Below are 24456 nucleotides of genomic sequence, written 5' to 3'. Positions count from 1 at the left end.
CCCCATGGGCCAAACCGCCCTCTTGGCGTGTATGGCGGCGCTCGCCATCTCGGACCACGGCTATGTGATCGAGACGGGGGAGTTCGTGCTCCAGGGCCCGGCGGCCGAGCTGGCGCGCGATCCGTCCATCGTCAACGTCTGTCTGGGCACGGCGCTCGCCTGAGCGCGGCCCCTGGCGCAGCGCCTTTGCACATCGGGAAACCCCCGATTGTTACTTGCATAACTGGACTAGCATAGTTGGTTGCATAGATGGACGTACAAGGCTCTTCAACGGGCCCCCAATCGCAAACCCTGAGGTCGACATGAAAGCTTCCAAACTCCTGGCGTGCAGCCTGGCCGCGTTCGGCGGGATGCTCCTTTCCTGTGCGCATGCGCAAGGCAAGATTTCCGACGAGCTCGTGCGTATCGGCGTCCTGACCGACATGTCGGGCCAGTTCTCCCATGAAGGCGGCAAGGGGTCCGTCACGGCGATCCAGATGGCCGTGGAGGACTTCGGCGGCAAGGTCCTGGGCAAGCCGGTCGAAGTCATTTCCGCGGACCACCTGAACAAGCCCGATGTGGCCCTTTCGAAGGCCCGCGAATGGTTCGACACGCAGAAGGTCGATATGGTCGGCAACCTGATCAACTCAGCGATTGCGCTGGGCGTGGCCAACATCGCGAAGGAGCGCAATCGTATTGCGATTGTCAATGGCTCGGGCTCCTCGCGGCTGACAGGCAATTCATGCACGCCCAACAGCATTCACTACGCCTACGACACCTATGCACTGGCCAACGGCACCGCGCGCGCGCTGATGGACAAGGGCGCCGACTCCTGGTACTTCCTGACCGCAGACTATGCCTTCGGCCATGCGCTGGAGGCGGATGCCTCCGCGCTGGTGAAGGGCCGCAATGGCAAGGTGGTCGGCAGCGTGCGCTATCCGGTCGAGACCAGCGACCACTCGTCCTTCCTGCTGCGCGCGCAGGACTCGAAGGCCAAGGTGGTGGCCATCGCCGGGTCGGGCACGACCTTCGTCAACGCCGTGAAGTCGGCCCACGAATTCGGACTGGGCATCGGCGGCCAGACGGTGGCCGGCCTTCTGGTGTGGATCACCGACGTGAACGCGCTGGGCCTGAATACTGCGCAGGGCATGCTCCTGACGACCGCCTTCTACTGGGACCGCGACGACAAGACCCGCGCCTTTGCCAAGCGCTTCTTCGAGCGCATGAAGCGCATGCCGAACATGGGTGATGCGGGCGACTACTCGTCAACCATCCATTACCTGAAGGCGATCCAGGCCGCCGGCACCGACGAGGCGGGCGCCGTGATGGCGAAGATGAAAGAGACGCCGATCAACGACTTCTTCGCCACCAACGGACGCATCCGGGAGGACGGCCGCATGGTGCACGACATGTACGTCTACCAGGTGAAGACGCCGGCCGAATCGAAGTACGCGTGGGACTACTACAAGCTGGTGGCGACGATTCCGGCCGACACGGCGTTTCGTCCGCTGGCGGAAAGCGCCTGCCCGCTCGTCAAAAAGTGATCCGCCCGCCCGATGCCGCTGGTGCATCGGGCGAACAGGACCCAGCCGGTTCATGCGCCAGGCTTTGGGTCCTGGTAGTTCATTGCATAGCGCATGCTGTGGGCATTGATCGCTTCGCGGCATTGATCGCAAGCGACCGTGGGCTCGAAGTCCTTGCCGCAGTCCGTGTGCGTGAGGATAAGGGGGGGAGTGCCGCCGGACAGCCATCGGTCGCCCCAGCGGAGCATCGCGATCATCGACCCGAAGAGGTCCCGGCCCTTCTCCGTGAACCGATATTCGTAGCGGTCAGGGCCGGCCTGATACTGGACGCGACGGAACACGCCGTCGGTCACCAGGCGACCGAGCCGATCGGTGAGGATGTTCGGCGCGATACCCAGACGGGTTTGAAGATCGTCGAAGCGGCGGATGCGGAAGAAGGCCTCACGAATGATCATGAAGCTCCAGCGGTCGCCGATTATCTGGAGTGCGCGCGCCACCGAACTGGGACGCCGGCGCTCGAGCGCGGTGGGGTCGGCCGAGCGGCGGCTCTTGCGTTCCACCGGGATGGCGCTCATGCCGGCGCCCGGCCCGTCGCGGTAGCTGACCCGGCTGGCAAGGATCTCGCCGCGACATTCCGAGCAGATGACGATCGCGCTGCAGGGCCGCTCGCACGTGCGGTGTATGAGTTGAAGTGGCTTCTTTTTGCGCCCGCCGAGCCACTTGTCGCCAAAACTCATCAACGCCAGCATGACCGGATACAGATCGATGCCGATCCGCGTAAGGTGGTACTCGAAGCGCGGGGGCTTGTCGGTGTATTGGACCTGCCGCAACAGGCCCATGGCCGTGAGCTTGCGAAGCCGGTCGGAGAGGGTGGTACGCGGCAGCCCGAGGATCTCCTTGAACTGCTCGAAGCGCTTCACCCCGAAATAGCACTCGCGCAGAACCATGAAGCTCCAGCCATCGCCGATGACATCGATGGTGCGGCCGACCGAGCAATTGCGTTCCTTGGGCGCGGCGCCGGCGCGCGACGGCGCTCGTCGTGCACGAGGGGCAGGGCGCTTGGTGGGTTTGAGTGAGGTCGAGGTAGCCATGAAAACGGCGTGGAGCGTCCAGCGTGTGGAAAGAGGGCATGAGCAGTCTACCTGCGTCACTCAGAAGACTGCATTGGCAAATTGCGCTTGCTCGATCGCCTGGTAAGTCTAATAATGCAAGGAAGTTGAAGGCTACAGCACCATGCAGGATTTCGAGTTCTCCACATGCAAGACGCTCAGCGTCTCCCGCGGCGGCGCGGCCCGGCTTGCCGACAAGGTTGCGGCCATGGGTGGCCGGTCTGTCCTGATCATCACCGACGCAGGGTTGCTGCGCTCGGGCATCCTCCAGCCGACACTGAACGGATTCGAGAAGGCGGGCATCCTGGTTGCGCTTTTCTCAGATGTGCAGGCCGATCCGCCGGAGGCGGTGATTCAGGCAGCAGCAGCCGCGGCCAGGTCGGCCAAGGCCGATTGCGTCATCGGATTCGGTGGTGGCAGTTCGATGGATGTGGCCAAGCTCGCCGCACTCCTGGCGTCCAGCGGCGAGATTCTTTCCGGGGTCTACGGTGTGGGCCAGGCCAAGGGGCCGCGGCTGCGGCTGATCCTGGTGCCGACGACTGCCGGTACCGGCTCCGAAGTGACGCCCATCTCGATCGTGACCACCGCGGAAGGTGGGAAGAAAGGCGTCCTCTCGCCTGTGCTGCTGCCTGACCTGGCGCTGCTCGATGCGGAATTGACGCTGGGCCTGCCCTCGCACGTGACGGCGGCCACGGGCATCGACGCTATGGTCCACGCCATCGAGGCGTACACAAGCAAACAGTTGAAGAACCCGATCTCCGACTGCCTGGCCAAGGAGGCGCTGCGGTTGCTCTCCCGCTCGCTGCACAAAGCCTGCGAGGCAGGCGACGACTTGCATGGCAGAGAAGACATGCTTCTCGGCGCGTGCCTGGCGGGCATTGCCTTTGCCAATGCCCCGGTGGCGGGCGTGCATGCGCTGGCCTATCCGATCGGCGCGCAGTTCCATGTGCCGCACGGCTTGTCGAATGCGCTGGTCTTGCCAGCGGTGGCCAGATTCAACCTGCCGGCCGCGCAAAAGGAGTACGCCGAACTTCTCGAGATCGTCCGGCCCGGCTTCCAGGGAAGCGAAGCGCGGAAGGCCGAAGCCTTCGTCGACTATGTCGGCGGTCTGGCACCTTCCGTCGGCTTGCCCGTCACACTGCGCGAGGTCGGCATCAAGTCAGAGCACATCGGCGCGCTGGCGTCGGATGCGATGAAGCAGACGCGGCTTCTCGTCAACAATCCGCGCGAACTCACCGAGAGCGACGCCGCGGCCCTTTATTTGGAGGTCCTTTGAGCGAGAAGAGATCCCGGACGCTACGGGAGGCCTATCGAAGCTTCTCCTGCATGCCCACGCGCTGGGGCGACAACGATTCCTACGGCCACATGAACAACGTCGTGTACTACGCGTTCTTCGACAGCGCCGTTAACCGCCACCTCATTGCCAACGGCGTGCTCGACGTCGCGAAGAGCGAGATCGTGGGACTGGTCATCGAAACGCAGTGCACCTTCTTTTCATCGATCGGCTTTCCCGACGATGTCCACGTAGGCATGAAGGTCGCGCAGCTGGGCCGCAGCAGCGTTCGGTACGAGATCGCGTTGTTCCGTAACAAAGAGGACCAAGCATCGGCAGTCGGCCAGTTCATTCACGTCTATGTCGATCGCGCAACCAGTCGACCGGTTCCCATTCCGGACGAGGTCCGCGCGGTCCTTCAGGCCATCGCGGCCTGAGCCACCTGAACTATTTGCTAGTTATGAGGTAATCACATGGAGATGTTTGGCGAAGCGCGAATCGAGGCCTCGCGTGAGACTGTCTGGGATGCGTTGAACGATCCCTTGGTCCTGCAGACGAGCATTCCCGGGTGCGAAGCGCTGGAGCGCACTGCCGACAACGCGTTCAGCGCGACGGTGGTGAGCAAGGTAGGGCCGATCAAGGCGCGGTTTGCCGGCAAGCTGACGCTGTCCGACATCCAGGCGCCGCGCAGCTACACCTTGACGGGCGAGGGGTCTGGTGGAGCGGCCGGCTTCGCGAAGGCCGACATCATCGTGTCTCTGGAGGCGCTCGAGCCGCAACTGACGCTGCTGCGATACACCGTGAAGGCCAACGTGGGCGGCAAACTCGCGCAACTGGGCTCGCGAATGATCGATGCGGCCGCCAGGAAGTCGGCCGACGAGTTCTTCGGCCTCTTCGCGAAACAGGTCGATAGCCGGAAAGGCGATGAATCTCATGCGTCCGCCCGCAGTGGCCTGGACATGCTAGACCTTGCAGCGCCGCTCACTGCGTCGGGGGGACAGGTGGCCACCGAGCCACGTCCGGCGCAGGTTGCCGCGCCGGCACCGGTGGCCAGCCAAGCGCCGGCCAACGCGTCGACCGAGGCACACAACGATGCCGTCATGGACGTGCTGACCTCGGAGCAGGTGAAGGTCTGGATCTCGGACGAGATCGCAGTGGTCACCCTGAACCGCCCGGGCAGTCGCAATGCCATGACCTATGGCATGTGGAAGGCCTTCCCCGCTATCATGGGGTCGCTGGCGCGCAACCCGAAGGTGCGCGCGATCATCCTCACGGGCGCCGGCGATGATTTCTGTTCGGGTGCAGACATTCCCGAGTTCGAGAAGGTGCGTGGCGACGCAGCTCAGGCCACTGCCTACGAAGTAGCCGTGGACGCCTGCTGCGACGCCATCGCCAACATAGGCAAGCCGACCATCGCGGTGCTGCGCGGCTATTGCCTGGGGGGCGGCGCGCACCTAGCCATGTCATGCGACTTCCGCTACGCATCCGGGGGCGCGATCTTCGGCATTCCTGCGGCGCGGCTCTCGATCGTCTACGGGGTGCGCGGTACGCGAAAGCTCCTGTCCCTGGTCGGCCTGCCCATGGCCAAGAAAATCCTCTTCGGCGCGCAGCGCTTCAGCGCCGACGAAGCATTGCTCAACGGGTTCGTGGACCAGGTGAGTGGCAGCAGCGCAAAGACCACCAGTTGGTGGCAACGGCTGCGCGGCGCTGAAGCTCCCCCCCCCTTGGCGCCCGTCGACCCGATGGCGGCCGCACGCGACTTCGCCAGGTCGCTTGCCGGCAACGCGCCGCTGAGCATCGCCGGCGCCAAGGCGCTGCTCAACGGTATGGCCATGGGCACCGGGGCGTTGGACCTCGCGCATGCCGAGCGCCAGATCGAGGCGGCCGCTGGTAGCGAGGACTACCGCGAAGGCCGGGCCGCCTTCGCGGAAAAGCGCGCACCCCGGTTCCAGGGCCGCTGAGATGCAGCCATCGACATGAAGCCCGCTCCCTTTGATTATTGTTGTCCCGACTCGGTGGCCGAGGCCGTCGAGGTGCTCGCCGCCAACAAGGGCGAGGCGAAGGTGATGGCCGGTGGCCAAAGCCTGGGCCCCATGCTGAACTTCCGCGTGGTGCGGCCGGCCCTGATCGTCGACGTCAGCCGATTGCTGGAACTGGACTACGTGCGCCAGCGCAAGGATGGCGGTCTGTCAATCGGCGCGCTGACCCGGCATCGCGAGTTGGAGACCTCCGCGCTGGTGGCGGCTCGCTTCCCGGTGATCCCGGAGACGATGCGGCATGTGGCGCACTTGGCGATCCGCAATCGCGGAACCATCGGCGGCAGCCTGTCGCACGCCGATCCCGCGGCAGAGCTGCCGATGCTCGTCAGGTTGCTGGACGCACAAATCGCGATCAGTTCGGCCCGCGGCGAGCGAACCGTGTCGGCGCACGATTTCTTCATCGGCCCTTTGTCCACGGTGTTGGACGAGGACGAACTGGTGGTACGCATCGAGCTGCCTGGCATGCGCCACAACGGCTGGGGCTTCGAGGAATTCTCGCGGCGCACGGGCGACTTCGCTTTGGCCGCGGCCGGCGTGCTGCTCGACGTGTTCGAGGGCAAGGTGCGCGACGCGCGCATGGCAATGATGGGCGTGGGGGACACGCCGCTGCGTTGTCACGAGGCCGAAGACGTGCTCAAGGGAAGCGACCTGGGCGACGACGTGGTGGAGCGTGCCGTGCAAGCCGCCTGCAGCGGCCTGGAGCCGAGCGAGGACCTGCATGCGTCGCCGGCATTCCGCCGCCACTTGGCGTCGGTGCTGGCCAGGCGCTGTATCCAGAAGGCCCGGAGCCGCACCGAGGGAAGGTTGGCATGAACGAACGTGGCGTGAAGCTGCATCCGGTCTGGATGCTCGTCAACGGCAAGGTGGAAGAGCATGAGGTCGAACCGCGCATGCTGCTGTCCGACTTCCTGCGTCAGCGGCTCGGCCTGACGGGCACCCACGTGGGCTGCGAGCACGGCGTGTGCGGCGCCTGCACCGTCATGGTCGACGGCGATAGCGTGCGCTCTTGCCTGATGCTGGCTGTGCGGGCAAACGGCACCGAGATCCGCACTGTCGAGAGCATGGGCTGCATCGACGCGCTGAGCCCGCTGCAGGAGGCCTTTCGCGAACACCACGGCTTGCAGTGCGGTTTCTGCACGCCGGGAATGCTGGCCACCTGCGCGGACGCCCTGCAGAAGTGCGCGCTCGACACCGAGCAAGAGATTCGTGACGCGCTGTCTGGAAATCTCTGTCGCTGCACCGGCTACCAGGGCATCGTCGAAGCCGTCAAGGTCTGCGTGACCGCAAGAAACGCCCTGCGCACTGCAGCCGCCGATGGCGCACCGGGCACCGAAGAGACAACCCCATGAAGATGCACATACTGAACGGCGGCCGCCTGCGCATGCGCAAGAGCGTCTACCTTCCTGGCGCCGATCGCGCCGAAACCATCGACCTGCCGGTGTCCTGCGTTCTGCTGCGCCATGCGCAGGGCAACGTCCTGTTTGACACGGGCTGCCACCCCAGCACCGTCGAGGATGCCGCATCGCGCTGGGGCACGATGGCCAAGGCCATGGTGCCGATCGGTGCGCCCCACGAGAACGTGATTTCTGGGTTGGCGGAACTGGGCATTACCCCCGACGACGTGGATGTGGTCGTCAACTCCCACTTCCATTCAGACCACTGCGGCTGCAACGAGTTCTTCCGCAGCGCCACCGTTATCTGCCACGCGAAGGAACTGGAGGCGGCGCAGGGCGCGGATGCGGTGCAGCGCGGCTACATCCCGGCAGACTGGCAGCACCCAATGCCCACCGACGCCATCGAGGCGCAGCGCGACCTGTTCGGGGATGGGCGCTTGGTGCTGCTGCCGCTGCCTGGGCATACGCCGGGCACGCTCGGCGCCATGGTCGGGCTGGACCGTGACGGAAGCTTCCTGTTGACCGCCGACGCGGTCGCGCTGCGCGCGAACCTCGACCAGGAGATCATGCCGCGCAACACCTGGAACCCGGACGCGGCCACCCAGTCGCTGCAGGAGATCAGGAAGATCCAAGCCGCGGGCGCGACGGTCCTATTCGGCCACGATGCGCAGCAGTGGGATGAATTGCGCAAGGGGGCGAAGTTCTATGAGTGATCTGGCCAGCCCGGACCACGCAGAGACGAGGCTGAGCCCGCAGGCTGGTGACAAGCTCGTCGGCAAGCCCGTGCGACGCGTCGAGGACGCCCGCCTGCTCACCGGCGCCGGGCGCTATGTCGACGACCTGCCGCATGCCCATGCGCTGCACTTGGCGCTGCTGCGCAGCGACCAGCCGCACGCCCGCATCGTGGCCGTGCGCGCCGAGGCGGCGCGGACCATGCCGGGAGTACGTGGCATCTATGTCTGGCGCGACATTGCCGGAGGCGTCAAGCCGGCACTGGCTACGTCGCGGATGGCCGGCTACCAACCCACGCCCATCCATGCCCTTGCCAACGAGGTGGTGCGCTTCGTCGGCGAACCGATAGTGGCCGTGCTGGCCGATAGCCGCTACCTCGCCGAGGATGCGCGTGACGCAATCGAGGTCGACTACGAGCCCCTGCCGGCCTGCACCGACCCCGAGGAGGCCTGCAAGCCCGGCGCGCCGTTGCTCCATGCTGGCTTGGTGAGCAACGTGCTGGTGGAGCGCACCTTCGCCAAGGGCGAGGTGGATGCGGCGTTCCGCGATGCGCCGATGCGCGTGTCGGCCCGCTTCCGCTTCCACCGCAAGACCTCGATGGCGATGGAGCCGCGTAGCTACCTGGCCGAGTACGATCGGGGGCGCGACGCGCTGACGCTCTATACCTCCAGCCAGGTGCCCGGCATCATCCGCGACGCGCTGGCGGACCTGCTCGACATGCCGGGCAACCGACTGACGGTGATCGCGCCGGACGTCGGCGGCGGCTTCGGCGGCAAGACCTCGCTCTACCAGGAAGAGATGCTGGTCAGCGCGCTCGCGCGGCAGGTCGGGCGGGCCGTGAAGTGGACCGGCGACCGGCTCGAGGATCTGCTGTCGACCAGCCAAGCCTTCGACGAACGGGTTGCCGCGGAACTCGCCTTCGACGAGGAGGGCCACATTTGCGGCCTGCGCGCGGAGGTGATCGGCGACGTCGGGGCCTATTCCATCTATCCGTGGACGGCCGGCATCGAGCCGGTGCAGGTGATCAGCTTCCTGCCCGGGCCCTACCGGGTGCCGTGCTATGCGGGTCACGTGCGCGGCGTCACGACGCCCAAGTCCACGAGCGGGCCTTACCGGGGCGTCGGGCGGCCCACGTCGACCTTCGTGATGGAGCGGCTCATGGACATGGCCGCCGCGAAGGCGGGCCTGGACCCCGTCGAGATGCGCCGGCGCAACCTCGTGAAGCCCGAGGAGTTCCCGTACCGGACGGTTGTCGGCATCGTGTGGGACCAATCCGCCTTTATGGAGGGCCTGGAGGCGGCCGTCGATCGCTTCGGCTATGCGCAGGCACGCGCGCAGCAGGCTAGGGCCCGGGCCGAAGGGCGTTGGGTCGGCATCGGCGTGGCCTGCTATGCCGAGTTGTCGGGCATCGGCTCGCGGATTGCCGCCTCGCCTGGCATGCCGATCAACACCGGCACGGACACCTGCGTCATCCAACTCGATTCCACGGGGGCGGTCACCGCGGCCTTCGGATGTTCTTCGCACGGGCAGGGTCACGAGACCACACTGGCTCAGGTCCTGGCCGACGAGTTAGGCGCGCGCATCGAGGACCTGCGGGTTGTGACGGGCAACAGCGCCGCCGTGCCCCACGGGACCGGCAGCTATGCGAGCCGCACCGCGGTCATCAGCAGCGGCGCTGGCATCCTCGCCGCGCGGGAACTGCGGGAGCGGATGCTGCGCGTGGCAGGTCATCTGCTCAACGCCGCGCCGCAGGACCTGGAGATCGCGGAGGGCGTCATCCGCATCCGCCTCTCGGATTCGTCGCTGACCTTCAAGGAACTGGCGCGCGCGCTCTACTCACAGATGGGCCGCCTGCCGCCCGAGGCGCGCGAGGAGCTGTGCGTCACGCGCATGTATGACCCCGTGACCGGCACGACGAGCTCGGCGACGCATGTCGCGCAGGTCGAGATCGATCCCGAGACCTACGCCGTCCACATCCAGCGCTACGTGATCGCCGAGGACTGCGGTCGCGTCATCAACCCGATGATAGTGACCGGCCAGACGCGCGGCGCGCTGGCCCAGGGCGTCGGTGCGGCGCTGCTGGAAGAAGTAGTCTACGACGGCGACGGGCAACTGCTCACCGCCAGCTTGGTGGACTACCTCGTGCCGTCGGCGCCCGAGATCCCCAACCTGGAACTGATTCACCTGCCCGCCGTCGCTCCGAACACCCTCGGCGGCTTCCGCGGCATGGGTGAGGGCGGAACCATCGGCTCGCCCGCCGCAATCGCCAATGCTGTCGCGGATGCACTTTCACACTTGGGCGTCGACATCGTCGAACTTCCCATCACCCCTGAGCGGATCTACCGGCTGATCCATGCCGATGCGCTCGCAACATCGAAGAAGGAATGAACATGAACCTGGGTCTTGAAGGCAAGGTCGCGCTCGTCACCGGCGGCGCACGTGACGTCGGTCGGGAAATCGCAATCGGATTGGCGGCGGAGGGCGCCGCCGTGGTGGTGAACTACCACGCTTCCAAAGCGGGGGCCGAGTCGGTGGTCGCCGAGATTCGCGAATGCGGCGGCAAGGCGCTGGCGATTGGGTGCGACATTTCCAACATCGACGCGGTCAGGGCCATGGTGTCCCAGACGGTGCAGGAGTTCGGCGGCCTCAACATCCTCGTGAACAACGCCGGCTTGGTGATCCGCAAGCGCTTCGGCGACTCGACGCCGGAGGAATGGAAGCGCCAGATCGACGTCTGTCTCTACGGCACACTCAATTGCACCCATGCCGCCTTGCTGCATCTAGAGGCGCAGAACGGCGCCGGGAGAATCATCACGATCGTGGGCGACTCTTCCCGTGTGGGCGAGTCGGGCCTGGCGATCGCGGCCGCCGCACGCGCCGGCAACATCGCCCTGATGAAGTCCGTGGCGCGCGAGACCCGCGCCGGCCTCACCGCGAACACGCTGGCCCTCGGCCTGATCGAGACGGCGCACGATCCCGCGTTCATCGCCGCCAACCGCGACAAGCTGACCAAGCTCTATCCCCTGCGCCGCCTGGGCCAGCCCCAGGACGTGGCGCCGCTGGCCGTGCTGCTGGCCTCCGAGCAAGGCGGGTGGATCACCGGGCAGGTCGTCAGCGTGAGCGGCGGCTTCAGCATGGTCTGAGGCGCGCAGCCCGCGGATTGAAAGCGAGCAGCGACCGAGGCAGGAGGCAGGAGACAGCGATGATTCGTACAGATCTGATTGCGCCCATGGGCGCATTGGTTCGCCGGCACGGCGAGCGGCAACCCGGCAAGCTGGCGTTCGAGGATTCCTCTGGCGCCTCGCTGACCTACGGGCAGCTTGAATCGCAGAGCGCCGCGGTCGCCGCCCATCTGCAGGATCGGGGCATCGAAGCCGGCGATAAGGTGGCCATCATGCTGCCCAACTCGGTCGACTGGGTGCTGTCCTGCGTAGCCATCGCGCGAGCGGGCGCGGTGAGTGTGCCCATCAGCCAAGAGGCCGCGGAGGCGGAGGTGCGCTACCGGCTCGAGGACGCCGGCTGCAAGGCCATCATCGTCGGTGTCAGCCATCTGCCGCTGATCGAGCGGCTGCGCCGCGAACTGCCCGCGCTGACGCGGGTCATCGTCGCCGGAAGCGACGACCCGACCGACCAGTTGTCGCTGGCGCTGCTCGCGCAGAGCGCTGCGCGATCGAACCCGCGCGATCCTGAAGACGTCCATGCGACGGCCTTCCTCGTCTACACCTCGGGGACGACGGGTCGTGCCAAGGGCGTGATGCTTTCACAGCACAGCATGCTGTGGGTGGTGGCGGCCTCGTGGGCACCTATCGCCGGTCTCCATGAGAACGATGTGGTGCTCTCGCCGCTTCCCCTGTTTCACTCCTACGCCCTGAACCTTTGCGTCCTCGGCGTACTGGCGGTCGGCGCAACCGAGTTCCTGATGGAGAAGTTCTCGACGCAGGAGGTCACGAAGCGTCTGGCGAGCGGGCGCTACTCGCTCATGCCTGGCGTGCCGACGATGTTCCACTATCTGCTGGAAGCTGCTCGGTCCAGCGGCGCGGACCGCGTCAAGGGAATTCGATATTTCCTGTCGGCTGGCGCGATCTTGCCCGCGGCATTGAACCAAGAGTTCGAGGCATTCTTCGGCACGCCGCTGCTGGACGGCTATGGCATCACCGAGACGTCCACCATGGTCACGCTGAATTGGCCGGGCGCCACGCGAACGATGGGGTCCTGCGGCTTGCCGCTGTCCGGCCTGGCTGCACGCATCGTCGACATGGAAGGACACGATGTCCCTTTCGGGTCGGAGGGCCAATTGATTGTCCGTGGCCCCAACGTCATGCAGGGCTATCTCAACAAGCCCAAGGAAACGGAGGAGGTGTTGGCCAACGGCTGGTACCACACGGGCGACCTGGCGAAGAGCGATGCCAACGGATTCATCACCATTACCGGCCGCCTCAAGGAATTGATCATTCGCGGCGGGCAGAACATCGCGCCCGCGGAGGTGGAAGACGCAGTCCTGTCGCACCCGGCGGTGCTCGACTGCGCGGCGGTCGGCATTTCCCATCCGCACCTGGGCGAGGTTCCCGTGGCCTGCGTCGTCCTCAGGGACGGACAGGTGGTGGACGCCGAGGCGATCCGCGCGCACTGCGCCCAACTGCTGTCCGCCTACAAGGTGCCACAGACAATCGAATTCGTGCAGACCATTCCGCGGACCGGCTCCGGAAAGATCATGCGCTTCAAGCTTCGGGACGCCCTCGCATCCGCCGCTTCGGGCTGAGCGGCCCCGCGGCCTGACTTCACACAGAACGCCGAGCAAGACATGGCGACCTTGAAACCCAAAGACGCTTTCCTCTGGCGTCAGCAAACTTTCGTGGGCGGCGCATGGGCCCAAGCAGACAACGGCGAGACCATCGCGGTGACGGATCCAGCCACCGTCCGGGAGAACGAAGCGCGTGCGATTCCTTGGGATACCAAGTCAATCGATACAAGATGCTGGCCTTCGTACTGTCCGCCGCAATCTCGGGGCTGGCTGGCTCGACGAAGGCATTGGTCTTCCAGGTCGCGATCTTGGGCGACATTCATTGGCATGTGTCAGGAGAAGCGATCCTGATGACGCTGCCCGGTGGGGTGGGGACACTCCTCGGCCCGGTGGTGGGTGCGATTTTCCTGTGGCGGAGAGGTCGCTGCATCGGTGTTGAACCGTTTTGCAGGCCGTGGCGCCAACGCCAGTGGCTAGGGTCGCCACCGGTTCACTGCTTTGCCGGTTTGCTTCAAACTTACTGCCATGGACGCCTTCCGGAGAATCTCATGACGAACTTGACATCTGGAAGCATCGACGGGGGCGTCGGATCACTCGGGAACCCGTTCGCCGCTGCGATTGGCCGAGTCATCGAAGGGGACCTTCCATCCTTGAGAGATGAGTTGATGCGGATCGGATTGGATCGGGAAGAGATTCGGACGCTCTGCCAAACTATCGATCTCGAGAAGATGAGCAAAGAAATCGCGGCGGTGAACTTCTCGGCGTGGCTGTCTCGCATGAAGGTGATGTGCGCACATGGTCTTTGCGAGATTTCGTCGCATGTGATCGCTTCTTATGTGACGCCGTTGGTTCGTCGTTATCTTGGAGTCTCGAAAAGCGATCGCTCATTTTCAGGCAGTTAAGAGTGACTGGCGAGCGCACGCTGTGTCAATACGCCGTCTCGGCTATTCGCGGAAGGTTTCTTCAGCGTCAACGCAAAGTTGCAATCCGTCGTACTGCGTTTACGATGTCCTGTATCGAAGTGCTGCCGTTTCGACATAGGCCCGTGCCATTCGTGCGTGGCTTGAATGCAGGCTCGCGTGGAGTCGGCGGTAGCGGCGGCCGGCACATCAGGCCCCATCGTGCGGATGTCGCCGCCGGACCAGAAGTCATTGCCTGCCCCGGCGATAACGAGCACGCGCACCCCGTCCTGCGGCGGATTGTGCCCATCGTGGCGATCAGGTCGGCGCGCATCGCGGGGCCCAGCGCATTTTTATGGGCTGGACGGTTTAGCGTCAGCGTTGCCACGCCGTCGCGAGTCTCAAGAAGCAACGTGTCCATGCTGTGGACTTGGAGTTGAGTTCAGCAGTGGGCGCTCAAAAGGACCAGCGAAGCGCACCGCCCGCATCGCGGACGACGAATCCGTGGCGATCAATTGGCTCGGAATCAGTACGCAGAAGCTCTGTCAAAACATCCGCGTGGTCGCGCAGCACACCAACAAACAGTCGCTCGGGCGACTCCGTGCGAGCAACGACGATTCCTCTCTCATGCTCTCAGCTCTGTCGAACATCACCGTGTATGTCCCTACGTGTGCCGGCCCTCGGTGCTCGTCCAGCATGGTCGGAGAGGCCGCACGAGCAGCGGCAGCTGACTCGTTGGTAGCGGCTTCTCCAGGCGGGTGAAACGACGAGGGCGGCGGTTCCACGCCCAGGACTTGGCATTGGTGCTTGGTGACGTGCTCGCCCTGGCCCATATAGCAGCCCTGTCCCCTCGCCCGTCGTATGGATGTTGAGCGTACCGCGCTCATGGCTCGTCCGTGGTCATTGCTGCTGGACGGGAACGAACTGCCGCTCGCCAACCTGGCGGTTCGCTTCGTCCACGAATACCAGTCGCGGCTTGTGCGCTGGCACTTCTGTTTCACTGACTTGCGCGAACGCGGCGATGATGATCAGGTCGCCGACTGCTGCCCGTCGCGCGGCAGAGCCGTTCACCGAGATCATTCCGGAGCCTCGCTGGCCCTTTATCGCGTACGTGACGAAGCGTTCGCCGTTGTCGATGTTCCAGACGTGGATCTGCTCGTTCTCGACAACGCCTGCGGCTTCCAGAAGGTTCTCGTCGATTGCACAGGATCCTTCATAGTGCAATTCGCAGTGTGTAACCGTGACCCGGTGGATCTTGGAATTCAAAAGGGTACGCAACATTCGTCGTCCTTCAAAGGTGAATTTGAGTGAGGCAGCGAGGCACGCCTGCATGTCATCGCTTGTCGGTCGGCGAGCCATGCAGAGCATCTTGATCCGGGCATGTCCGCGAGCAAGAAATCCTCATTGGAACAGCAGGCGGCAATGCCGGGATCCTTGGGCGCGTCAAGAAATCTCATGCTCCATGAGTCTTTCTTGTCGCGCGTTCGTGCTGTCGACACTTACAGTCCGGCCAACGCATCAATGCGGGGCAGGAAATCGGCATAACCCCTTGCGTCATCCACTTCGTCGATGTCGAGCGCCTCTCGGACGAGTCTTGACGATTTGACTTCGAAGCGTCCTGACTTTCCGTGCGAACGCGAGTCGCTCGGAACGAAGTCGGCTGGTCCCGTGAAAATGAGCAAACGAATTCGCATGCATCAATCCTCCGTTTTGTCCGTAGCGCAGGCCGTCCGCTCGCGCAAGAGCGTTCGCGCTTTCCTCGACCAGGATGTGCCGCGGTCGCTCCTCGAAGAGGTGCTGACCTTGGCGGCCAGAGCCCCTTCGGGCGGAAACCTGCAGCCCTGGCGATTGCGCCTCCTTTCCGGCGAGGCGATGTGCGCCTTCAAGGCAGTGATGCGGTTGCGCGTGCGTGAAACGCCGGAAGCCGAAGTTCCGTTCGAGTACGAGGTCTATCCGAAGGGGCTTGGCGAGCCTTACCGCACCAGCCGTTTCGACATCGGCGAGCGCCTGTACGCATCCATCGGGGTGGCGCGGGACGATGCGCCCGGCCGACGTGGACAGTTCGCGCGCAACTTCGATTTCTTCGGTGCACCTGCCGCCTTGCTCTGCTTCGTGGACAGGCGGATGGGCCCGCCGCAGTGGGCCGACCTTGGCATGTATCTGCAGACCGTGATGCTCCTGTTGCGTGAGCGGGGCCTGCACAGCTGTTCACAGGAGGCTTGGTCGCTCTACCACCGAACGGTACGCGCCTTCGTGTCCGCGCCGCCCGAATGGCTGTTGTTCTGCGGAATGGCGATCGGCTACGAGGACCCCGCAGCGCCTGTCAATGCGATCGAATCGCCGCGTCTCGCCTTCGAGGACTTTGCGGCCTGGGTTCCGCCGCCGGCGTGAACTTGCCGGCATCTTGAGCTTGCCGCGAAGCTGCGCATGTCGACGACGGAGCGCCCGTTCGGGTGCCGACCGGCTGCTGGCGCACCGAGAGCTCATGCCGTGACCTGATCGCAGGTTTCACGAGTTTGTATTGGACGGCTGTATCGCGGCGATCGACGATTCACCCCATCAAGAAAACTCACGCCGCGCGATTCTTTCTCATCGCACGTTCGTGCGATTGAGACTTAAAGTGCGGCCGACGCTTCAAGTGCAACTGAACCCGAAAGGAATCCCATGCAGGACATCATCGTCGAGCGCAACGAGCAATGGCTCGAGATCACCATCAACCGTCCCGACAAGCTCAATGCCATCCGCGAGCAGACCGCTGTCGAAATCCTGGAGCAGATCGAGCTGGCGGAGGCCGACCGCAGCTGCCGCGCAATCCTGATCAAGGGTCTCGAGAAGGCCTTCTGCACCGGCGTGGACACGAGCGAGCAGAAGCTGAACCCCGACGAGGTCTACGAACTCTGGCGTCGCCGCAAGCGCAATCGCAAGGTAAATCAGATGTTCCGTGCGCTGCCGGAAGTCACCAAACCAGTCATCGCAGTCGTCGAGGGGTTCGCGCTGGGTGGGGGTTTCGAGCTGGCGCTCCTGTGCGACATCGTCGTTGCTGCAGAGGGCGCACAGTTCGGTCTTCCGGAAGCCAAACTGGGCCTGATGCCCGGTGGTGCTGGAACGCAAACGCTGCCGCGCCTGGTGGGCAAGCCGTTGGCCAAAGAGCTGATGTGGACGGGGCGCCGCCTCTCCGCACAGGAAGCGCTGGGCCTTCGCATCGTCAACCACGTTGCGGAAAAGGGCAAGGCCATCGACAAGGCGCGTGAACTCGCCAAGTCCATTGCAGCCCAGGCACCGCTGTCCGTGATGTTCAGCAAACAGGCCGTCGAGCGGGGTTTCGATGCCACGCTGTCGGAAGGCATGAACATCGAAGCTGACTCCTTTTTCGCCCTGGCATTCTCGACCGACAAGGAAGAGGGCCTGGCCGCGTTCAAGGACAGGCGCCCCGCCAACTTCATTGGCCGCTGAAGGAGAACATACATGACAAAGAAAGACGTCGCGATCGTCGGCTACGGCGAGACGCCCATTGTGCTTCGCGGAGGCCGCAGTTCCTACGACCTGGCGAGTGAAGTGCTCGAGCAGATTCTGAACCAGACCGGCATTGCCAAGTCCGAGATCGACGGAATCTGCGTATCCGAAACGATGAGCGAGACCAGCAACCCATTTTGGGCTGTTTTCCTGGGTGAGCACCTGGGCCTGCAGACGAGCTGGACGCAAGTCAATGGCATGGGCGGGGCATCGACGGTGGCCGGCATCGTGCGCGCGGCGTCAGCCATCCGCGATGGCCTGTGCAGCACCGTGCTTGTGGTCGCTTCCGACGCGCAGTCCAGCTATCCTGCCACCGAGCAGGGCGGGCCGCGCTGGGAGTTTCAGTATCCGGTAGGCTTGCGCGGTCCCACGGGCGTGTTCGGCATGCTGATGCATCGCTACGAGCACCAGTACGGGCTGAAATACGAAGCCCTAGCCAAACTCGCAGTTACCCAGCGCAACCACGCGCTGATGAATCCCAACGCCACGGCGAAGCTTAAGGCGCCGTTGACTGAGAAAGAGTACCTCGATTCAAAGTTCGTCTCCACGCCCTTGCGCGTACTGGACAGCGTGATGGTGTGTGACGGCGCGAATGGCGTGCTCGTCACCTCCACGGAGAACGCGAAGCGCCTCGGCATCAAGAAAGCGGTCTACCCCGTGGGATACGGCGAGGTGACCAACTACAAGGTGGATGACCTGCTGGCCGACATCACCGAAAGCGGCTTCACGGTCGCTGGCCCGCGCGCGCTCGCCCAGGCGGGCCTGACGCCCCAAGACATCCGGATGTTCCATCCCTACGACGATTTCCTGATCGCCATTCTGCTGCAGCTCGAACAGATCGGGTTCTGCGGCAAGGGTGAAGGATCCGACTTCATTCTCAACACCGACTTCAGTCACAAGGGCAGATTGCCGCTCAACACCGGCGGCGGGCAGATCTCTGCCGGGCAGCCCGGCTTGGCGGGCGGCGGCGTGAACCTGGTAGAGGCCGTGCGGCAGATGTTCGGCGAGGCAGGCGAACGCCAAGTGAGCGATCCGCGCAACGCCATGGTGACCGGCATCGGCTCGATTCCCTTTGGCAGGAACTGGAGCTGTTCCAACGTGATGATCCTGGAGCAATGACATGAGCGAAATCAAGACAGAACCCAAGAAGCCCGTGCGCCCGCTGCCGCGGCCGGACATCTACACGAAGACCGCCCCGTTCTGGGAGGCGGCGAACGAGGGAAAGCTGCTGTTGCAGTACTGCAAGGACAGCGGCAAGTACCAGTGGTTTCCTCGCGCGGGCAGCGTGCACAGCGGCAAGCGCAACATTGAATGGCGCCAGGCTTCGGGCCGCGGAACGGTGTACTCGTATACGGTCAGCGTGGCGGCATGGCCGGGGCACGAAGACCGTGTCCCCTACACCTGCGCCTATGTGGAACTGGAGGAAGGCGTGCGCATCCTTGCGAACCTCTTCAACGTCAAGGCCGAAGACGTCAAGATCGGCATGCCCGTCAAGCTGATGTTTGAGCGCCTGTCCGAAAAGTTCAACTATCCGGCCTTTGAACCGGTCTGAAGGCGAATCATGAAGTTCGCTTCATTCCTCGCCTCGCATGCCGCAACCATGGGTGGCAAGGATGCCGTGGTCTGCGGCAAGGAGCGACTGAGCTTCGCGGAGTTGGACAACCAGACCACCCGGCTGGCCCAAGCATTGCGTGATCAGGCGAACGTGACGCCTGGGCAGCGAGTCGCGATCTACCTGCCCAATAGCGTCGCTTTCGTGCGAGCGTTCATCGCAGTGATCAAGGCGGGCGGCATCGCCGTGCCGGTGAATCTTCCGCTTTCCGTGCCGGAGGTCGCGCACATCCTCTCCGATTGCGCACCTCAAGCGGCCTTCATCGGCGAAGCCACGCGGGCCAATTTCACCCGTGCTGTCGAGGCAGGGGCGCGCATCCTCTCCATCGCGTGCGATCCGGGTTGCGAAGCAGACTTGCGGCAGGATGAGCTGTTGGACGCCGGCGAGCCGCGGGCACCGCTCGACATCCCTTTCGATGCCGATGCCTGCATGGTGGGCTACACCTCGGGGACAACGGGCCGCGCGAAGGGCGTGGTGCTCACCCAGTCCAACTACCTGTTCGTCAATGGATACCTGAATGGCTGGCATTGGCATCTGACGTCGAATGACCGGCACCTGTGCACCACGCCGTTGGCGCACCGTACCGGCATGGCGCGCCTGATGAACATGATCCTGCATGGCAGCACCCTCGTGGTAATGCCACGCTTCGATGTATCGGAAGCAACCCGGCTGGTTCGGGAGGAACGCATCACGGTCTTCGGGATGGTACCGACCGTCGGGCGGATGATGCTCCAGGAGGTGGAGGCGCGACCCGAGGATTTCGCGTCATTGCGCGTTGCCCTGGTGACCGGTGAGGCGTTTCCCCTGGACGTGAAGCGCCGGCTTTGCGATGCGCTGCCGCAAGTACGCTTCTACTCGTTCTATGCCATGACCGAGGCGGGCGCCATTGCCTGGCTCAACAGCGATGAGCAATTCACTCACCCTGACTCGGTCGGGCGCGTGTGGCCCGGAGTGGATGTCAAACTGGTTGGCGACAGCGGAGAGCAAGTCGCGGTGGGCCAAGTCGGAGAGATCTGGGTAAGAAGCGGGGAGCCGGGTTGCTTCTCGACGATGCGCGAATACTTCCACCGTCCGGAAGACACAGCCAAGACCTTGCGCAACGGATGGGTGGCCACGGGCGACATGGGGCGGTTCGACGAGGGCGGCTACCTGTACCTGATGGACCGCAAGAAGGACATGGTGCTCTCCGGTGGCTACAACATCTATTCGAAAGAAGTTGAGCAGGCCATCCAGGCCCATCCGGCGGTTCGTGACGCCGCAGTGATCGGCGTTCCCGATCATTTGTTCGGCGAAGCCGTTGCCGCCTACGTGGAACTGGATGACGGCGCTCATCTGGACGCGCAGGGCGTCATCGACCATTGCAGGGAACGCATTGCGAGCTACAAGAAGCCCAAGTACGTCTTCTTCGTTGCGGCGCTGCCTCGCAACAGCACTGGAAAAGTGTTGAAGACCCAGTTGCGCGAACTGTATCGCTCCGAAACCACCGCCGCCTGAAAGCGGCCCCACGCATTCCATACACATGTCTTACGTATCTCCCTGGATGACCCCTGAGCTCGAAATGCTGCGGGATGCTGCTCATCGCTTCTTCGAAGCCGAGTTCGTGCCCAACGAGGAGCGCTGGGCCAAGGATCTGCTGATGGACCGCGATGCCTGGAACAAGGCCGGCGCCATGGGGCTTCTGTGCGCGAGCATCCCGGAGGAATACGGCGGAGGCGGTGGAACGCTGGCCCACGACATCGTGGTGTTCAGCGAACAGGCGCGCAGCATCATCGGGAGCTTCAGCAATACGGTCCACAGCGGCATCGTGGCGCACTATCTCTTGCACTACGGAACCGAGGAGCAGAAGCTGCGCTGGCTGCCCAAGATGGCGAGCGGCGAGTATGTAGGTGCCATTGCCATGTCCGAGCCCGATGCGGGGTCCGACCTGCAATCGATCAAGACCCGTGCCCGTCGCGATGGCGACGCGTATGTGATTGATGGTGCCAAGACGTTCATCACGAATGGCTATCACGCCAATCTGGTCTGCGTCGTGGTCAAGACCGACCCGGGCCAGGGCGCGAAGGGAATTTCGATCGTCGTCGCCGAGACCGACGGACTGGAGGGTTTCCGTCGCGGCCGCGTACTGGAGAAGATGGGTAACAAGGGATCGGACACCGCGGAGCTGTTCTTTGACGGGTGTCGGGTTCCCGTCGAGAACCTGCTTGGCCCGACCGAAGGAATCGGCTTCTCGCAACTCATGGCCCAGCTTCCCGTGGAGCGTCTCTACATCGCGATGAATGCGGTGGCGCAGATGGAACGGGCGGTGGCGCTCACGAGGGACTACGTCCTTTCGCGGCGCGTGTTCGGCAAGAACCTGTCTGAACTCCAAAATACTCGCTTCAAGCTGGCCGAGTGCCAGACCGAAGCCACGGTCGCACGGGCGTACGTCGACAATTGCGTGGTACAGGCACTCAGCGGAGACCTTGACAATGCCGGCGCCGCAATGGCCAAGTTGTGGGCCACGCAGAAGTGCGTGGAAGTGGTGGACCGTTGCCTGCAAATGCACGGCGGCAATGGTTTCATGATGGAGTATCCGATCGCCCGCATGTACACGAACGTGCGGGTTGGTCCGATCTACGGCGGGTCGAACGAGATCATGAAAGAGATCATCGCGCGTTCACTGCTGTAAGCCGGCGAGGGGAGTGCTCTGCTCACTCTCGCCCCCTCTCTCCGCCAGCAGGATGTGGAGACATTCCGGCTGCCGCCTCGTCGGCGTGCACGCGCCAACCTAAAAGGTGAGGCCGCATGAGGTGGCCAGTGCTGACGTAGTAGAGGCAAGTTGCTTCATCGCAGACTTTGCGCATAGCATCGTTATTTGCCGCGGCCGCTGCGGTGCTCTGCACACTCAGTCGACCTCATCGCCGGCCATACCCACACCCAGCTCGCTGACCTTGTGCAGCATCTTCAGCAGCTTCTTATGCTCTGCGCCCAAGAGCTGAGCCAGCCGGTGCTCGTGGAGGGCGAAGCGTCGCTTGAGTTCCGCGAGCAGCTTGTGCCCTTTGGGCGTCAGCACGATTCGGCGATTGCGCTTGTCGGTGTCGCAGACCAGCCGCTGAGCAATCCCGAGCTCTTCGAGCTTGTTGAGGATCGGCACGATGCGCGGCCGCTCGACGGCTAGAAGCTCCGCCAGTTCGGCCTGCGTGATCTCTGGGTTGTCAGCCGTGACCGCCATGGCCGAGAACTGCACGAGTGTTAATGCCTTGTCGCCAAAAGCCTTGTAGATGTCTTGGAACACCGCCATCTGGGCGCGGCGGATCGAATAGCCGATCGTCCCTTCTAAAAAGCTCATGTCGGTGAGGCGCATGCGGCCTGGTTTACTCGTTGCCATGGGGTCTGGTTTCGATTGAGGTTTGTCTAGATGTTGTTTTGATAGTATCAATATCGAAATTCAGGCCATCGGGAACCTCGAAGGTATTGGCCATGCTGCTCGACAGCACGGCCACCAGCGTGGATCGCGATGGCATTGCGCGCCTTTATCGCACCGCAATGCCGTCGCGACCGCCTGTTGGCCGATACGGGACATTGGCAATCGAACCTGTCAGTTGGCAGCTACCAGCCACCTTCGTGGGCCGGGATGGTGCTGAGCTCGGACGGCGCCGGGGAGCTAATCACCTGCGTAGAAGATGCGGGTGGCGAGGAACCTGAGCGTGCGCGACCTGACGGTGAACCGATCCATAGCGGAAGTTTGGCCAGGACACCATATTCGCTGACCCGCATGGAGCACATGCTCGTCAGCCGCAAGCCGTAGCACGCGAGGTGCTCACTCCCTGAAACTGTCGATCCGCGCACCGAGCAGCGCCCGGGCCTCGGCGCGTACCTCCGCGTACGGAAGCACCAGTTGGCGTACGACCAGCCCGTGTGCCAAGGACAGCAGCTGTTCTGCTTCGTGCTGCGGGTCGAGGGATTTCTTGAACTCCTCCACTTTCACGGCGTCACGGATTAACCGGGCCCAGAAGCGTTCCTGCCGCTCGTAGCGCGTCCTTTGATGCGCCGACAACTCATCGTTGCGCGTGCTGGCGGCGAGGTAATTGATCCAGAAGCGCCAGAAACGGTCCCTTGGGCTGCGGCAGACATAGCCGAACACTAGGCGTCGCAACTGAGCGGAGGGCGATCCGCAGTACTGTTCCCAGTCCGACGGGAGCTCGTAGGCGCTTTCCAGCGCCGCAATGACCAGGCTCTGCTTGTTGCCGAAGTGATAGTTGATCGTGCCTGTGGAAAGGCCCGCGGCGTCGGCCACCTGCCTCATGCTGAGGCCTTCGATACCGTGCTCAGAGATCAGGTCGTAGACCGTTTCGAGCACGTGGTGCCGTGTGCATTCCTGGCCGGGGCGCGGACGCGCTCGGCGGGCAGAAATGGTCAGAGTTGTTTCGCTCATCAAATGCCAATTGTCAGTGGACGAGGCTGCCCGAGGTAGGCGATGGCGTCGTGAGTTTGTCTGACGCCATGTGAGATTTCGTTGATCGCGCAACTGAGCGCGAGCAAAAAGCGACTTAGTCGTGCTCTTTGCCGGGTTTACCCGTCTTTGACATCGGTAATGTCGTTATCTATATTTGGTCGGCATGCAGATTAGTGATGCGGCCCCAAGCAGGAGACAGTTTTGAAGTCCTCTCAAGTGCAGATTTGGATAGCTCGAGGTGTGTTGCGCCAAGTAGCGGCCGATGTCTTGGAGGTGCGGGCGCCTTGCTCGGCTTGCCGGCAAGGGCAGCAGCGTTCCCGAGCCGATAAGTAACCCTGATCGTGCCGTCTCCTCCAGGTGGCGGATTGGACCCGGTTGCGCGAGCTCTGGCCCAAGAACTGGGCTCCATCTGGAAGCAAGCGGTGGTCGTCGAGAACCGCACCGGTGCATCAGGCTTGATTGGAACGACGGCGATTCTCAACGCCCCGCCGGATGGCCATACCCTGCTTCTGGTGAACGAGTCGATCGTGGTTGGCAATCGTTTCGCTTTCAAGAAGCTGCCCTACGATCCCGACCGCAGCTTCACGCTGCTGACTCGCTTGGTGGAGTCCGAGGATGTTCGTGAACTGCAACTGCGGGAACACCGCCGCTTGAAGAAGGCCGCGGATGCGGCAGGAATCAAGCCCCAATTAGAGCCCCACTCGGGACCAAAACCAGGAAGGAGACAACGCCATGAGCACCTTGAAAGTCAACGGCAAGAGCGTCAATGTCGACGTCGACGTCGACGCCGACACCCCACTGCTGTGGGTGCTGCGCGAAGAGCTGCAGCTCACCGGCACTAAGTTCGGCTGCGGCATGGCGCTGTGCGGGGCCTGCACCGTGCATGTGAACGGGCAGCCCGTTCGCTCCTGCTCCACACCGCTGTCGGCGGCGATCGGCAAGAGCGTGACCACCATCGAAGGTGTGGGCAGCACCAAAACCGGCAAGGCCGTGCAGGCAGCCTGGGTGGCGCACGATGTGCCGCAATGCGGCTACTGCCAGTCCGGCCAGATCATGAGCGCCTGCGCGCTGCTGTCCAAGAACACCAAACCCAGCGGCGGCGACATCGACAGTGCAATGAGCGGCAACATCTGCCGCTGTGGCACTTACAACCAGATCCGCGCGGCGATCCAGGACGCTGCAGTCACGCTGCACAGGAAGGCGTGAT

Annotated in this window: 22 protein-coding genes and 3 pseudogenes; 21 read left to right on the top strand and 4 right to left on the bottom strand. The window is 63.7% G+C overall.

What is annotated here, in order from left to right; all coding sequences use genetic code 11:
- Window positions 1–34: 34 nt before the first annotated feature.
- Window positions 35–163 (top strand): annotated as a pseudogene (locus tag ACAM58_RS31690) (ABC transporter ATP-binding protein); the annotation flags it as partial.
- Window positions 164–302: 139 nt separating this feature from the next.
- Window positions 303–1523: an ABC transporter substrate-binding protein gene (locus ACAM58_RS31685; RefSeq protein ID WP_369664706.1), complete on the top strand. Its 1221-nt coding sequence runs from the start codon at window positions 303–305 to the stop codon at window positions 1521–1523.
- A 50-nt stretch (window positions 1524–1573) separates the two neighbouring features.
- Here the strand turns inward: ACAM58_RS31685 and ACAM58_RS31680 are convergent, their stop codons facing one another.
- Window positions 1574–2593, bottom strand: coding sequence for a winged helix-turn-helix transcriptional regulator (locus ACAM58_RS31680; RefSeq protein ID WP_369664705.1), 1020 nt, complete (start codon window positions 2591–2593; stop codon window positions 1574–1576).
- 142 nt (window positions 2594–2735) lie between these two features.
- On the opposite strand from ACAM58_RS31680, the gene ACAM58_RS31675 reads away from it, so the two are divergent.
- From ACAM58_RS31675 to ACAM58_RS31625, 11 genes and pseudogenes are all read left to right on the top strand, one after another.
- Window positions 2736–3887: an iron-containing alcohol dehydrogenase gene (locus ACAM58_RS31675; RefSeq protein WP_369664704.1), complete on the top strand. Its 1152-nt coding sequence runs from the start codon at window positions 2736–2738 to the stop codon at window positions 3885–3887.
- 50 nt (window positions 3888–3937) lie between these two features.
- Window positions 3938–4321, top strand: a complete 384-nt coding sequence (locus ACAM58_RS31670) for an acyl-CoA thioesterase (RefSeq protein ID WP_369664703.1) — start codon at window positions 3938–3940, stop codon at window positions 4319–4321.
- Between the two features lie 36 nt (window positions 4322–4357).
- Window positions 4358–5845 (top strand): enoyl-CoA hydratase-related protein, encoded by a 1488-nt coding sequence (locus tag ACAM58_RS31665; protein WP_307596907.1) that lies wholly within the window; start codon window positions 4358–4360, stop codon window positions 5843–5845.
- 15 nt (window positions 5846–5860) lie between these two features.
- Window positions 5861–6736 (top strand): xanthine dehydrogenase family protein subunit M, encoded by an 876-nt coding sequence (locus tag ACAM58_RS31660; RefSeq protein ID WP_369664702.1) that lies wholly within the window; start codon window positions 5861–5863, stop codon window positions 6734–6736.
- Window positions 6733–7272, top strand: coding sequence for a (2Fe-2S)-binding protein (locus ACAM58_RS31655; protein WP_369664701.1), 540 nt, complete (start codon window positions 6733–6735; stop codon window positions 7270–7272). The genes ACAM58_RS31660 and ACAM58_RS31655 overlap by 4 nt, the downstream gene beginning before the upstream one ends.
- Window positions 7269–8030 carry an N-acyl homoserine lactonase family protein gene (locus ACAM58_RS31650; protein ID WP_369664700.1) on the top strand — a complete coding sequence of 254 codons (762 nt, stop codon included), beginning with the start codon at window positions 7269–7271 and terminating at the stop codon, window positions 8028–8030. The genes ACAM58_RS31655 and ACAM58_RS31650 overlap by 4 nt, the downstream gene beginning before the upstream one ends.
- Window positions 8023–10437 carry a xanthine dehydrogenase family protein molybdopterin-binding subunit gene (locus ACAM58_RS31645; protein WP_369664699.1) on the top strand — a complete coding sequence of 805 codons (2415 nt, stop codon included), beginning with the start codon at window positions 8023–8025 and terminating at the stop codon, window positions 10435–10437. Before ACAM58_RS31650 ends, ACAM58_RS31645 begins: the two co-directional genes overlap by 8 nt.
- Window positions 10434–11192 (top strand): SDR family NAD(P)-dependent oxidoreductase, encoded by a 759-nt coding sequence (locus tag ACAM58_RS31640; RefSeq protein ID WP_307596903.1) that lies wholly within the window; start codon window positions 10434–10436, stop codon window positions 11190–11192. Before ACAM58_RS31645 ends, ACAM58_RS31640 begins: the two co-directional genes overlap by 4 nt.
- Before the next feature lie 59 nt (window positions 11193–11251).
- Window positions 11252–12808, top strand: a complete 1557-nt coding sequence (locus ACAM58_RS31635; protein WP_369664698.1) for a class I adenylate-forming enzyme family protein — start codon at window positions 11252–11254, stop codon at window positions 12806–12808.
- A gap of 51 nt (window positions 12809–12859) precedes the next feature.
- A pseudogene (locus ACAM58_RS31630) lies at window positions 12860–12964 on the top strand (hypothetical protein); the annotation flags it as partial.
- A pseudogene (locus ACAM58_RS31625) lies at window positions 12965–13200 on the top strand (branched-chain amino acid ABC transporter permease); the annotation flags it as partial.
- 1389 nt (window positions 13201–14589) lie between these two features.
- Here the strand turns inward: ACAM58_RS31625 and panD are convergent.
- Complete coding sequence (gene panD, locus ACAM58_RS31620) at window positions 14590–14970, bottom strand: aspartate 1-decarboxylase (RefSeq protein WP_369664697.1); 381 nt, start codon at window positions 14968–14970, stop codon at window positions 14590–14592.
- Window positions 14971–15399: 429 nt separating this feature from the next.
- Here panD and ACAM58_RS31615 point away from each other — a divergent pair, with 429 nt between their 5' ends.
- The 6 genes from ACAM58_RS31615 to ACAM58_RS31590 all read left to right on the top strand — a co-directional run bounded on the left by ACAM58_RS31615 (window position 15400) and on the right by ACAM58_RS31590 (window position 21482).
- Entirely contained in the window at window positions 15400–16080 is a 681-nt protein-coding gene (locus ACAM58_RS31615; protein WP_307596974.1) for a nitroreductase, read from the top strand.
- A gap of 273 nt (window positions 16081–16353) precedes the next feature.
- Window positions 16354–17142, top strand: coding sequence for an enoyl-CoA hydratase/isomerase family protein (locus ACAM58_RS31610; protein ID WP_307596898.1), 789 nt, complete (start codon window positions 16354–16356; stop codon window positions 17140–17142).
- 12 nt (window positions 17143–17154) lie between these two features.
- The gene (locus ACAM58_RS31605) at window positions 17155–18321 is read left to right on the top strand and encodes a thiolase family protein (protein WP_307596897.1); all 1167 of its coding nucleotides are present in this window, start codon (window positions 17155–17157) and stop codon (window positions 18319–18321) included.
- 1 nt (window position 18322) lies between these two features.
- The gene (locus tag ACAM58_RS31600; protein ID WP_307596896.1) at window positions 18323–18754 is read left to right on the top strand and encodes a Zn-ribbon domain-containing OB-fold protein; all 432 of its coding nucleotides are present in this window, start codon (window positions 18323–18325) and stop codon (window positions 18752–18754) included.
- A gap of 9 nt (window positions 18755–18763) precedes the next feature.
- Window positions 18764–20308 carry a class I adenylate-forming enzyme family protein gene (locus tag ACAM58_RS31595; protein WP_369664696.1) on the top strand — a complete coding sequence of 515 codons (1545 nt, stop codon included), beginning with the start codon at window positions 18764–18766 and terminating at the stop codon, window positions 20306–20308.
- 25 nt (window positions 20309–20333) lie between these two features.
- Window positions 20334–21482: an acyl-CoA dehydrogenase family protein gene (locus tag ACAM58_RS31590; RefSeq protein ID WP_307596894.1), complete on the top strand. Its 1149-nt coding sequence runs from the start codon at window positions 20334–20336 to the stop codon at window positions 21480–21482.
- 216 nt (window positions 21483–21698) lie between these two features.
- Here the strand turns inward: ACAM58_RS31590 and ACAM58_RS31585 are convergent, their stop codons facing one another.
- Together ACAM58_RS31585 and ACAM58_RS31580 are read right to left on the bottom strand one after the other, a co-directional pair.
- Window positions 21699–22157, bottom strand: coding sequence for a MarR family winged helix-turn-helix transcriptional regulator (locus tag ACAM58_RS31585; protein WP_307596893.1), 459 nt, complete (start codon window positions 22155–22157; stop codon window positions 21699–21701).
- 456 nt (window positions 22158–22613) lie between these two features.
- The gene (locus ACAM58_RS31580) at window positions 22614–23228 is read right to left on the bottom strand and encodes a TetR/AcrR family transcriptional regulator (protein ID WP_369664695.1); all 615 of its coding nucleotides are present in this window, start codon (window positions 23226–23228) and stop codon (window positions 22614–22616) included.
- 362 nt (window positions 23229–23590) lie between these two features.
- Here ACAM58_RS31580 and ACAM58_RS31575 point away from each other — a divergent pair, with 362 nt between their 5' ends.
- Together ACAM58_RS31575 and ACAM58_RS31570 are read left to right on the top strand one after the other, a co-directional pair.
- Window positions 23591–24091, top strand: coding sequence for a Bug family tripartite tricarboxylate transporter substrate binding protein (locus tag ACAM58_RS31575; protein ID WP_369664694.1), 501 nt, complete (start codon window positions 23591–23593; stop codon window positions 24089–24091).
- Entirely contained in the window at window positions 23982–24455 is a 474-nt protein-coding gene (locus ACAM58_RS31570; RefSeq protein WP_369664693.1) for a (2Fe-2S)-binding protein, read from the top strand. Before ACAM58_RS31575 ends, ACAM58_RS31570 begins: the two co-directional genes overlap by 110 nt.
- Window position 24456 lies beyond the last annotated feature (1 nt).

This window comes from Variovorax sp. V116 (assembly GCF_041154435.1).
Taxonomy (GTDB): Bacteria; Pseudomonadota; Gammaproteobacteria; order Burkholderiales; family Burkholderiaceae_C; genus Variovorax; species Variovorax paradoxus.
The sequence above is the reverse complement of the archived record's forward strand: the minus strand, read 5'-3'. Positions and strand labels throughout refer to the sequence as shown.